The sequence below is a fragment of the Blastocatellia bacterium genome (assembly GCA_025054955.1).
GTDB lineage: Bacteria > Acidobacteriota > Blastocatellia > HR10 > J050 > JANWZE01.
Window position 1 is genome coordinate 172,791 of record JANWZE010000025.1, and the last position, 11,360, is coordinate 184,150.

Annotated in this window: 10 protein-coding genes; 4 read left to right on the forward strand and 6 right to left on the reverse strand. The window is 56.4% G+C overall.

The genetic code is table 11. The annotated features are described in order from the left end of the window. Positions 1-2: 2 nt before the first annotated feature. From ftsH to NZ823_02865, 5 genes are all read right to left on the reverse strand, one after another. Positions 3-1,925, reverse strand: a complete 1,923-nt coding sequence (ftsH, locus tag NZ823_02845) for an ATP-dependent zinc metalloprotease FtsH (GenBank protein MCS6804063.1) — start codon at positions 1,923-1,925, stop codon at positions 3-5. 141 nt (positions 1,926-2,066) lie between these two features. Further along, positions 2,067-3,458, reverse strand: coding sequence for a tRNA lysidine(34) synthetase TilS (tilS, locus tag NZ823_02850; protein ID MCS6804064.1), 1,392 nt, complete (start codon positions 3,456-3,458; stop codon positions 2,067-2,069). Between the two features lie 116 nt (positions 3,459-3,574). Beyond that, on the reverse strand, positions 3,575-4,564 hold the full coding sequence (gene glpX / locus NZ823_02855; GenBank protein MCS6804065.1) for a class II fructose-bisphosphatase: 990 nt from the start codon (positions 4,562-4,564) through the stop codon (positions 3,575-3,577). A gap of 452 nt (positions 4,565-5,016) precedes the next feature. After that, positions 5,017-6,225 carry an acyl-CoA dehydrogenase family protein gene (locus NZ823_02860; protein MCS6804066.1) on the reverse strand — a complete coding sequence of 403 codons (1,209 nt, stop codon included), beginning with the start codon at positions 6,223-6,225 and terminating at the stop codon, positions 5,017-5,019. Positions 6,226-6,315: 90 nt separating this feature from the next. Next, positions 6,316-6,480, reverse strand: coding sequence for a hypothetical protein (locus tag NZ823_02865; GenBank protein ID MCS6804067.1), 165 nt, complete (start codon positions 6,478-6,480; stop codon positions 6,316-6,318). Positions 6,481-6,521: 41 nt separating this feature from the next. Here NZ823_02865 and NZ823_02870 point away from each other — a divergent pair, with 41 nt between their 5' ends. From NZ823_02870 to NZ823_02880, 3 genes are all read left to right on the forward strand, one after another. Then, a complete protein-coding gene (locus NZ823_02870; GenBank protein MCS6804068.1) occupies positions 6,522-7,490 on the forward strand; it encodes a quinone oxidoreductase in 969 nt (322 codons plus the stop codon). Between the two features lie 130 nt (positions 7,491-7,620). Continuing rightward, positions 7,621-8,421 (forward strand): transporter, encoded by an 801-nt coding sequence (locus tag NZ823_02875; protein MCS6804069.1) that lies wholly within the window; start codon positions 7,621-7,623, stop codon positions 8,419-8,421. A 133-nt stretch (positions 8,422-8,554) separates the two neighbouring features. Beyond that, positions 8,555-9,538 (forward strand): phosphoesterase, encoded by a 984-nt coding sequence (locus NZ823_02880; GenBank protein ID MCS6804070.1) that lies wholly within the window; start codon positions 8,555-8,557, stop codon positions 9,536-9,538. 45 nt (positions 9,539-9,583) lie between these two features. Here NZ823_02880 and NZ823_02885 read toward each other — a convergent pair whose 3' ends face one another. Further along, a complete protein-coding gene (locus NZ823_02885; protein MCS6804071.1) occupies positions 9,584-10,441 on the reverse strand; it encodes an alpha/beta hydrolase in 858 nt (285 codons plus the stop codon). 273 nt (positions 10,442-10,714) lie between these two features. Here NZ823_02885 and NZ823_02890 point away from each other — a divergent pair, with 273 nt between their 5' ends. Continuing rightward, a complete protein-coding gene (locus NZ823_02890; protein ID MCS6804072.1) occupies positions 10,715-11,101 on the forward strand; it encodes a hypothetical protein in 387 nt (128 codons plus the stop codon). The last annotated feature ends 259 nt before the right edge of the window (positions 11,102-11,360 follow it).

Sequence of the window (11,360 nt, forward strand, 5' to 3'; positions counted from 1 at the left end):
TCCTATGCTGGTTGCGGCGTGCCACCACGGACCGGTGGAATCAGAGACGGCTTCAGCAGGCCAGGGCTAGCTTCCTCCGGTTGTGGTTGACCATCTTGAGTGGGCGGCGAAGACGGCTCGGAATCGTCCAGTGGCAGGCCTTCGACAAGCCGTTTGATCTGCCATCCTTCTAAGGTTTCATGTTCCAGCAGGGCTTGCGCCAATCGTTCGACAGCGTCTCGATGTTCCAGGATGAGCGACTTAGCTCGGTTGTATTGTTCCATCACAATGCGCCGCACCTCGTTGTCAATCTTGATCGCCGTATCTTCGCTGTAATCTTGATGGCGGATCAGCTCTTTGCCGAGGAAAATCTGTTCGTCGCGTTGACCGAAGGTGAGCGGGCCGAGTTCTGACATACCAAATTCGCAGACCATCTTGCGAGCCAGCTCGGTGGCGCGTTCCAGGTCATTGCTGGCACCGGTGGTCACGTCGTTGATGAAAATCTCTTCGGCGATGCGACCTCCCATCAGGATGGCGATCTGACTTTCCAGGTACTCGCGTGTGTGCATGTAGCGGTCTGCTTCGGGCAGTTGTTGTGTCAATCCCAGCGCCATCCCGCGCGGAATGATAGTGACTTTGTGGACAGGGTCAGCATGAGGCACTTTCAACGCGACGAGCGTATGACCGGCCTCGTGATAGGCCGTGTTGCGTTTTTCTTCCTCACTGATGACAATGGAGCGACGCTCGGCGCCCATCAGCACCTTATCTTTAGCGATTTCCATGTCGGTCATGGTCACCGCCTTGCGATTGTGCCGGGCTGCATTCAGGGCTGCTTCGTTGACCAGGTTGGCCAAGTCGGCGCCGGTAAATCCAGGCGTGCCGCGCGCCACCACGCGGATGTCCACATCATCGGCCAACGTCACTTTTCGGGTGTGCACGCGAAGAATCTCTTCGCGGCCTTTCAAATCGGGTCGGTTGACAACGATCCGACGGTCGAATCGTCCGGGACGCAGCAAGGCCGGGTCGAGCACGTCCGGACGGTTGGTTGAGGCGATCAGGATCACGCCGTCGTTGGATTCAAATCCGTCCATCTCGACCAGCAGTTGATTGAGTGTTTGCTCACGCTCATCATGGCCGCCGCCCAGCCCAGCGCCGCGATGCCGTCCAACGGCGTCAATCTCATCAATGAAGATGATGCACGGAGCATTCTTTTTGCCTTGCTCGAACAGATCGCGCACGCGCGATGCGCCTACGCCCACGAACATCTCAACGAACTCTGATCCAGAAATCGAGAAGAACGGCACACCGGCTTCGCCAGCGACCGCGCGCGCCAGCAACGTCTTGCCAGTGCCGGGTGGTCCCATCAACAAGACGCCTTTGGGAATGCGCCCGCCGAGCTTCTGGAACTTTTGCGGGTCTTTGAGAAATTCGATGATTTCGGCCAACTCTTCCTTGGCTTCGTCCACACCAGCGACGTCTTTGAATGTGACGCGCTTTTGCTGATTGGAGAGCAGCCGAGCGCGGCTTTTGCCGAAGCTCAACGCCTTGTTGCCGCTGGCTTGCATCTGCCGCAGCATGAAGAACCATAGACCGAGAAACAAGAGGAACGGAACACCCCACGTCAGGAACGAAAGCCATAGGCCGCTGCTGCCATTCCTCCAGCGGACCTGCATCTTCTGGGCATACATGCGTTCAGCCAGCTTGGCCTGGACTTCCGGATTGGCTATTTCCGTTCGGAATCGCTGATTGGTTTTCAGCTTGCCCGTGACTTCCGAATCATCGAATGTGGCTTCCAAACCATTGCCCTTCTCGATTTCGTCCAGCAGCTCCGAGTAAGAGAGCTCTTTGACGCCGGGGTTGTTGGAATTCTCAATGACGTTATACAGGAGCACCGCCGCTCCAATCATGATGACCCAAAAGATCAATTGTCGCACTCTTGAATCCAAGGTCCTATCCTCCTACCATGAGAGACGCCATTTTAACACATATCGGTTACTTTCTTCAAAGTGGCCGCAATCCTCATGACGTGTCTCAGATGGTCAGTCAGCACGCCGGCGTTGCCGGTTATCAGAGCGTCTGTCCATCAATCACTCAACCGGCTCAATAGTGATGAGGGCAAACCGTTTGGTGCAAGCGGTCGGAGCAAACGGCGCCGCCACTGGTAGCCAAGGAGTCCAGACAATCGAGTCATCCACACCACTAACCACCAACGGCCAATGAGCCCGTTGGGAGACCGGCACGTGATGCTCTTGCATCAGCCGTTTGACCTTCTCCGGCTGACGATGCCCAACGGGCACATAACGGTCGCCCGGCTTGCGCGCCCGAATGAACAAATGCGTTGGCAACGCCTCATCATCCAGTAGAGCGGCGTTGGGCGTTGAAGCTTCGACTGCCCGTGGCAGAGCGCGATGCAGCGTCAGGCCAAATGATCCCCAGTGAGCCGTCTGGCCAACGATCAGTGGCTGCATCATCGGTGGCGAAGGCAACTCAGGGCGTCGTAGCGTCAGCCGGTCAAACTCGCGCCAGACGACCAGTCCCGGCAATTGGAGGCGTCGGCCACTCATGCCGGTCTGACAGAGCTGTTCCAGCGCCTCTACATGCCAAGCGGTGATGCCTCGCATGTGACCTTTGAACTGACCAATGGCAGCACGCAAGACGCGCCGACGCACTGCCGCGGGCAGGTTTTGAAGTTCGGCCACGTTCAAACTGAGTGAGTCAGGCCGGGACGAGGCCAGGCAGGCCGGCATCACTTGGCGGACAAGCTGAGCGAAGTAATCTTCGTCGCAACGTGCCTGCTGAGCCGCTCGCGCCAGCGACTCAGCGACTCGCGGATTCAGATCACTCAACGAGGGCATGATGTCGTGACGAATGCGATTGCGCGAGCGATTCAGGTCCAGATTCGTTGGGTCAAGCCGGTAAGCGACGCCAATGTGCTCACAGTAGTTCAACACTTCCTCACGCGTGACATCGAGCAACGGACGAATGATCAGATCATCAACAACCGGCCAAATGGCGCTCAAGCCATCAGCGCCGGCGCCACGCACCAACCGCATCAACACCGTCTCGGCTTGATCTGTCATCGTGTGACCGGTCGCAATACGGTGAGCGGCTGTGTCTGCGGCGAGGCGTCGCAAGAACGCGTATCGTTGCTCTCGGGCGACTTCTTCGCAATTTCGTTTTTGCTGGCGGGCGAGCGCCTTGATGTCTAGTCTCGTCCACGCGCAGGGCAAGCCCAACTGGGCAGCCAACGCCTGCACGAAGACTTCATCCTCATCTGACTCAGGTCCTCGCAACTGATGGTTCAGGTGCGCCACGTGTAGCGAGAGCGCCGGGTAGCACTGCTGCTTCAGATGATGCAGGACGCACAGCAGGGCAACTGAATCGGGCCCGCCGGAAACCGCCACGATCACCCGCATGCCGTCTTCTAACATCCGATGACGGGCTATCGTGCGGCGCACTTTTTCAATGAACGCCTTCATCAACATCAACCACGAGGGCGAAGGACAAAGGAGCAGGGAAGCGGATCACGGATCGAGCTGCTCGCATGCAGAGGCTCGTGCCTTTGTCGGTTTCGGTGACGCTCGGTGGCACGCGCTCACAATCGCACGCGCGTGTTCGGTCCGCCTTCCAGATGAATCGTGTCAATGAAACGAATGTGACGCCACTTGTGCGTCATGACGAGCGAGTGCGTCCGTTTGCCGCCGCCCCAAAATCGCACACCGTCGAGCAACGTCCCGGAGGTGACGCCACAGACGGCGAAGATGATGTTCTCGCCGGGCGCCAGGTCTTCCTTGGTATAGACTTTGTTCAAGTCGGTAATGCCCATCGCCTGCATGCGTTCAACCTCCGCTTGATTGCGCGGTTTGAGGCGACCCAGCATGAAGCCATTCAAGCAACGCAACGCCGCCGCTGTCAGCACGCCTTCCGGCGCGCCGCCAATGCCCATGACCGCATGCACGTTAGTGCCAGATACGGCCGCTGAGATGCCGGCTGAGAGGTCACCGTCGCTGATCAGTTTGATGCGAGCGCCGGCCTTGCGAATATCGGCGATCAATTGCTCATGACGTGGACGATCCAGCACAATCACCACCAGATCATCCACCCGCCGATCAAGCGCCTTGGCAATCGCCTTCAGGTTATCAGCGACCGGTGCATCCATATCCAGGTTTTCGCCGCAGCCCGGTCCGACAATGATCTTTTCCATGTAAGTATCCGGCGCGTTTAGCAAGCCGCCTTTTTCTGCTGCTGCCAGCACAGCAATGGCGTTTGGCTCGCCGGTCGCACACAGGTTGGTTCCTTCCAGTGGATCAACAGCAATGTCCACATCGGCGTAGCTGACGCCTGGCTCAGGATTCTTGTAACCGATGCCGACCTGCTCGCCAATATAGAGCATCGGCGCTTCATCACGTTCGCCTTCGCCAATCACGATGGTGCCGCGAATCGGGACTGTATCGAGCACCTGTCGCATCGCTTCAACTGCCACGTGGTCAGAATACTTGCGTTCACCCTGTCCCATCGTCCGAGCCGCCGCAATGGCCGCAGCTTCGACTACGCGCAAGAATTCCAACGCAAGCTCTCTTTCCATGAATGGTTTCGTTTCGTGCATAGCTCCCTCCTATGAAAATAACATTTTCATGCTTCGTGGTGAGCGTAAGTTCATGGGCGATTCCTCAGAGAATGTGGCGCAGGCGTCCCGCCTGTGCGCCATTTGATGCTTCGTGTCGTGCAACCGCACGTGGACGATTCCTGAAAATAGCCCAGAGACCAAAGACCGGCGATGACCGCCTGCTGCCTTCCGTTACGTGTTTCTCGTTCATATCGTGCCGTCGCGTAATTGAAGACTGTGCATGACTCGTGAGCTGGAGCATACGCTGGCCGCGTAGCGGCTCGTTGACGTTAGCCATGCACTTCAGCGCATGGTGAGCATGTCATCACCGGTTGTTCATCGCACGAGCAACAAGTGAATCGGTGGATGAGCACCGTTCAATCATCGCTCGTGCGACGGGATGTGATCGCTGCTGTGCCGTTGGCCAGCCGTTATTTTTTCGGTTCCCAAGCCGGCAATGTCACTCGCGTCGGTTTGTCTTTGCGCAACCCTAGTACGTAATCGGCCTGCATCAGCTTGTGAATCTCACGGGTACCTTCGTAGATCACCGCGCCCTTGCAATTGCGATAGAATCGCTCCACCGGATACTCGTTGGAGAACCCATACGCGCCATAAATTTGCACGGCGTTGCCGGCGGCTCGTTCGCTGGCTACGGTGGCCATCAGTTTGGCCAATGATGTCTCCTTGGTATTGCGCAAGCCAACATTTTTCATCCAACCGGCTTTGAGCCAGAGCAGTCGGCACGATTGATAATCGGCCTCCATCTCCGCGATCATCTCTTTGACCAACTGATAATGAGCAATTGGTTGACCGAATGTCTTGCGCTCGAGCGCGTAGCGCACGGAGGCATCACGGCAAGCCCGAATCAAGCCGGTGGCGCCGGCAGCCACCGTGTATCGCCCATTATCCAGACAAAACATGGCGATTTTGAAGCCTTCACCTTCTTCGCCGAGCAGATTCGCCTTGGGCACCCGCACATCTTGATAGGAAATCCAACCCGTGTTGCCGGCGCGCACACCGAGCTTGCCATGCAACGTGCCGGTCTTGACGCCGTCAAACCCACGCTCGACGATGAACGCCGAAATGCCACTGTGATCGCGGTTTTTCTTCTTCTCTTGATCCGTCCAGGCGAACGTGATCCACGAATCGGCCACATCGGCAAGGCTGATCCAAATTTTTTCGCCATTGAGCACGTAATCATCACCATCTTTGACAGCCGTGCTTTGAATGCCAACGGCATCGGAGCCAGCGTTAGGTTCAGTCAATGCGTAGGTGGCCAGTTTCTCTCCCTTGGCTTGCGGCACAAGATAGCGTTGCTTTTGATCTTCGTTGCCCCACGCCAGTAACGTCAGACAGTTGAGCCCAGTGTGAACCGACAGAAAGACGCGCAAGAATGTATCCACATACTCCAGTTCTTCGCAGGCCAGACCAAAAGAGATATAATCAGCGCCGGCGCCGCCATACTGCTCCGGCACGCAAATTCCTAAAATGCCCAGTTCGCCCATCTTTCGCGGAATGGAAGGGTCGAACTCCCCTTTGGCGTCCAGCTCGCGGATGCGCGGCGCAACTTCATTGGCCGCAAACTCTCGCACCATCTTCTCGACCGCCAATTGTTCTTCAGTGAATTCAAAATCAATCATGGCAGACCTCCTGATTGTTTGCCCGTTATTAGGTATTGCAAGGGAAATCCAGAGCGAGCAATTGTGGCACACGCCAGTAGAATTGACAAATCAGAGAACCGGCGCTGAAACGAGCGTGTTGTTCGCGCCTCGCGCTGGATTGTAGCGGATGACGCCCGATGGCCAAGCGCCGGCCGTCTTCCCAGGATTGGTCAGTGCTGTCGGCTCGCTCATCAAGTAACAGTTGACAGACAGCGTAGAAATCAGTACTGTCATGCGCCTGCAAAAAATCGGTTCTGAAGGAGGCCGTGCCACAGATGAAAGCCATTCGCGTGCATGAATTCGGAGGCATCGAGGCGCTTCGGCTTGAAGATATTCCCTTGCCGGAGCCGGGTCGCGGCGAGGCGCGTGTCAAGTTGCACGCGTCCGGCGTCAATTACATTGACATTTATCACCGAACTGGCCTGTATAAAAGTCCGTTGCCGTTCACGCCCGGCATGGAAGGCGCCGGTGTGGTTGATGCGCTTGGCGCTGATGTCACCGACGTGCGAGTTGGTGACCGCGTCGCTTATGCGATGTCGCAAGGGTCTTACGCCGAGTATGCAATCGTGGCTGCATGGAAACTGGTGCCGCTGCCTGAAGGGCTGGACTTTTCCACTGCGGCTGCCGCCCTCCTGCAAGGGATGACCGCTCATTACCTGACTCATAGCACTTATCCGTTAAAACCGGGTGATACTGCCTTGGTCCATGCCGCTGCTGGCGGAACAGGCCAACTTCTGGTTCAAATGGCTAAGCAGCGCGGCGCTCGCGTCGTTGGCACGGTTTCGACTGAAGAAAAAGCCGCGCTGGCCAAAGCTGCCGGCGCAGACGACGTCATTCTCTACACGCAAACCGACTTCGCCCAAGAGGTGAAACGACTCACCGAAGGGCGCGGCGTAGAGGTTGTTTATGATTCGGTCGGTCAGGCCACGTTTGATAAGAGCCTCGATTGCTTGAAACCGCGTGGCTACTTGGTCTTGTTCGGCCAATCCAGCGGCCCAGTTCCACCCTTCGATCCCGGCCTGCTCTCAGCCAAAGGCTCGTTGTTCCTCACGCGGCCGACGCTGGCTCATTACACAGCCACGCGACAAGAATTGCAGCAACGCGCCAACGACGTCTTTTCATGGGTCAGAGACGGTCGGCTAAAACTGCGTATTGAACGCACGTTTCCGCTGGCTGAGGCCGCCGAGGCGCAGCGCCAGCTTGAAGAACGCAAGACCAGCGGCAAGCTGCTACTGATCCCGTAGCAAACCGTGATTCCATTCGGCATGATCAAATAGCGAGAAGTCATTTTCGTTGGAAGAATGCAAAGCAGTAACAATCAGCGGTTCTATTCGGCATGATCAAATCAGACAAAACTTTCAGGAGGAATCGAACGTGATCCAACCAATCGCTCTTTGCGTCTGTGTGATTCTCGCGCTCGGTGTGAAAAGCGTCTTCGCTCAGAGTCAAAAGATTCAAGATAACTCTTTCCTGATCGAAGAGGCGTATAATCAAGAGAAGCGCGTCGTCCAGCACATTCAGACATTCCAATTCGATCGTGGCAACACGTGGTTATACACCTTCACACAGGAATGGCCGGTCGGCGGTCAGCGGTCGCAGTTCTCCTACACGCTTCCGTTAGCCCGTTTGGGCGACGATATTACCAAGCAAACGGGCCTGGGTGATATCGCCTTAAATTATCGCTACCAACTTGTGCTCAACGGGCCGGTGGCATTAGCGCCGCGATTTTCACTGCTGCTGCCCACCGGTGATCTAGACGACGGACTCGGCACAGACGCCGTCGGTTATCAGGTGAACATTCCGCTCAGTGTGGAGATTGGCGATAAGGTGGTCACACACTGGAACGGCGGGTTCACTGCCACGCCCAACGCCAAAGCGCCAGATAGAACCAAAGCCGATACGCTGGGCTACAACCTTGGCGGCAGCGCCATTTTTCTGGCGCGACCCAACTTCAACATCATGATGGAAGCCGCCTATTTCTCCAACGAAGCGGTCGTCGCTGCCAGTCGCAAAGAACGGGATGTGACGTTTCTGCTCAATCCCGGCATGCGATTTGCCATCAACTTCAAGTCCGGCCTTCAGATTGTGCCCGGTATTGCTGTGCCATTCGGCATTGGCCCATCACGTGGCGACCGAGGGATTTTTGTTTACCTCTCGTTAGAGCACCCGTTCTGAGTCATGACACTAAAACGCATGCGCCCAGAGCGTGTCTACCTTACCCGACCACGCTCTGAGCGCGCGGGATTAGCTGATCTGGCTTGTTCAAGAATGACAGGTTGGCTATCATTTCACGCTTTTTGTAGTGCCTATGAAGATGAAAGTGCTCTATCACGGAAATTGTTTTGATGGGTTAGCATCAGCGGCGCTCTTTTCCCGCTTCTATCGGGAAGCAGTTCATCCAGATGTCACCTTTAGCTATCAAGGGCTGATGCATCGGGCTGACAAGCTGTTTGAAGAAGAGCTGTTCGACGGTGATGAAAACGCCATCGTTGATTTCAAGTATTGCAGCTCGTCGCGATTGACATGGTGGTTTGATCACCATGAGAGCGCCTTCCTGAATGAAGCTGATGAAGCGCACTTCCGGCAGGATCGAAGCGGCAAAAAATACCTCGATCCGTCCTTTCGCTCCTGCACCAAGTTCATTGCCACGGTTACTCAGCAACGGTTTGGTTGGTCATGCCCCGAGATGGATGAGCTGGTTCGTTGGGCAGACATTATTGACGGCGCCCAGTACCCCAATGCCGGTGCTGCCGTTGAAATGAGTGAACCGGCCATGCGCGTGTTGTTGGTCGTGGAAGCCTCGCGCGATCCCGCCTTATCAGAGCGCATCATCCACGATTTTCAAACCAAATCGCTCGCTCGCATCGCGGCCGAGCCGTATGTGGCCGAACCATTCGAGTCGCTGTATGAGTGGCACTTGCAAACCATCCAGATCATCAAGCAGCACGCCCATACCCAGGATGGCGTGATTTTCTTTGATGTCAGCGAACATCCGGTTGAAGGCTACAATAAATTCATTCCCTATTACCTGTTTCCAGAGGCGCGCTATAGCGTCGGCGTCAGTCTCTCGTCAGCGCGTTCAAAGGTCTCCGTTGGGTCCAACCCATGGAGCCCGATGCCACGCACACATAACCTTGCCCAGATTTGTGAACGCTATGGCGGCGGCGGTCATGCCGCTGTCGCTGCGATTTCATTTCCGCCGGATCAACTGGCCAGAGCGCGCGCCGTCGCCAATGAAATTGCCGCTGAGCTGCGCGCTGATCACGCCGGTCAAGCCGGATTGATTCGGTGACCCGCTGGGGCCCCTGGCTGGATCAGCTCTTGGGTTCACCAGCGATCAGGTCAGAAACTCCAGCATGTATTGATTGACCAGCTCCGGCTTCTCTTGTTGAACCCAGTGTCCGCAGCCGGGAATCCATCGCAGCGTGAACGGCCCATCAATCTGCGATTGCGTCTCGGTTACTAACTCGCGTCCCAGATAGGGATCCTCTTCCCCCCAGATGACCAACGTCGGCGCGGTGATACGCGGCAGCGGCGGTGGCTGACCAATCGCGCCGAGCAGGTATTCCTCGTTGATTGAAGCGCGATAGTAGTTGATAGCCGCCGTCAACGCGCCGGGCTTGGCGATGGCTTCTACGTACTTATCAATCTCTGCCTCGTCCAGCACGCCAGCGAACGCGCGCCGCACGAACGCATAGTTGTTCATGCTCAGCAGCTTTTCCGGGACCTCGCGAAACTGGAAGAAGAACATGTACCAACTTCGCATGCTCTGCCGAGGATTTTTCAAGATGTGCTGTTGAAAGACGCCCAGGTGAGGGGCATTCAGGATAATCAGTTTCTCAACGACATCCGGGCGGTACATGGCGACGGCCCAAGCCACGCCGCCACCCCAATCGTGCCCGGCCACAACAGCTTTCTTTTCGCCCAACGCTTCAATTAACCCGGCGACATCAGCGATGAGATGGGAGATATGATAGGCCTGTACGCCTTCGGGTTTATCGGTGTCGTTGTAGCCGCGCATGTCGGGCGCGACAACGCGAAACCGGCTTGATAAGGCCACAATCTGGTGTCGCCATGAATACCAGAATTCCGGGAAACCATGAAGCAGGATGACGAGCGGCCCTTCGCCTTGTGTAACATAGTGCATCCGGATGCCATTGGTTTGCACATACTCGTGTTGCCAGGTGTTGTTCATGTATCATTCCTCCGTGACATGGAGGGCTAGCCTAGGGGAAGCCAGCGCGAGCCGTCAAGTCAATTGGAACATGACCGCAGCAGCCACACCAGAAAAATCCGGTGACAAGCCATTCCGGTTCGCGGGCTTGTTTTGTTCGCTCGTTCATGCTTGGATGGCGCGACGCTGACCGATCTTGCGCGACAAACCTTTGCGCCTCGCTGCATGATTGTTGACCACGCATGTCGGCGGTACAATCCCGTTCTGATCATTATGAGGTGAAGGAGACCGGACATGAAACTGATGCGACCTCGCGTGAGACTGTGCCTTGTCATGCTACTTTTGTGCAGCAGCGCGGCGCCTGCGCATGCCCAATCGTCGGGCAGTGTGCAAGCCGGTACGTTCGATGTGCCGGGCACAAGGGAGCCAGCCGACCGCTACGAAGTTTTTCTCAGTGAAGGACGCTTTCTTGTAGAAATCACCATTGCCCTTGATCCACGCGCAGAGGCCGACTGGGTCGAATTGCGCGACGAAGGATTTGGCGGCGACGTGCGCGCGCGAATTTACCGCGGAACGGCCAAGACTGTTGTGTTGAATACGAAATTGCTCGCAGTGCGACCCAATCAGGACCGTCGCGCCTTCGGCACGTTCCACGTCACCATTCTGCAACAAACCCGATAGGAACGCAGCCGATGACCGGCTGCGCGGACACGCTGCCGAGCGACCGGCTGACACTTCGTTGAGGGTTCAGCCGGTCACACGCGTGGCGCGTCGCTTATACCAATCATCGAGAAAAAGGCCGTGTTTGTGGAGCCAAAAAGCAGGAATCGCCCATGAGCTGACGCGCGCCACGAAGGATGAAAAGACAATTCTTTCGTGAGCTTCGTGTGTTTGGTGGGCTATTTTCAGAGGAATCGCTCATGTGCTATCGCACACCACG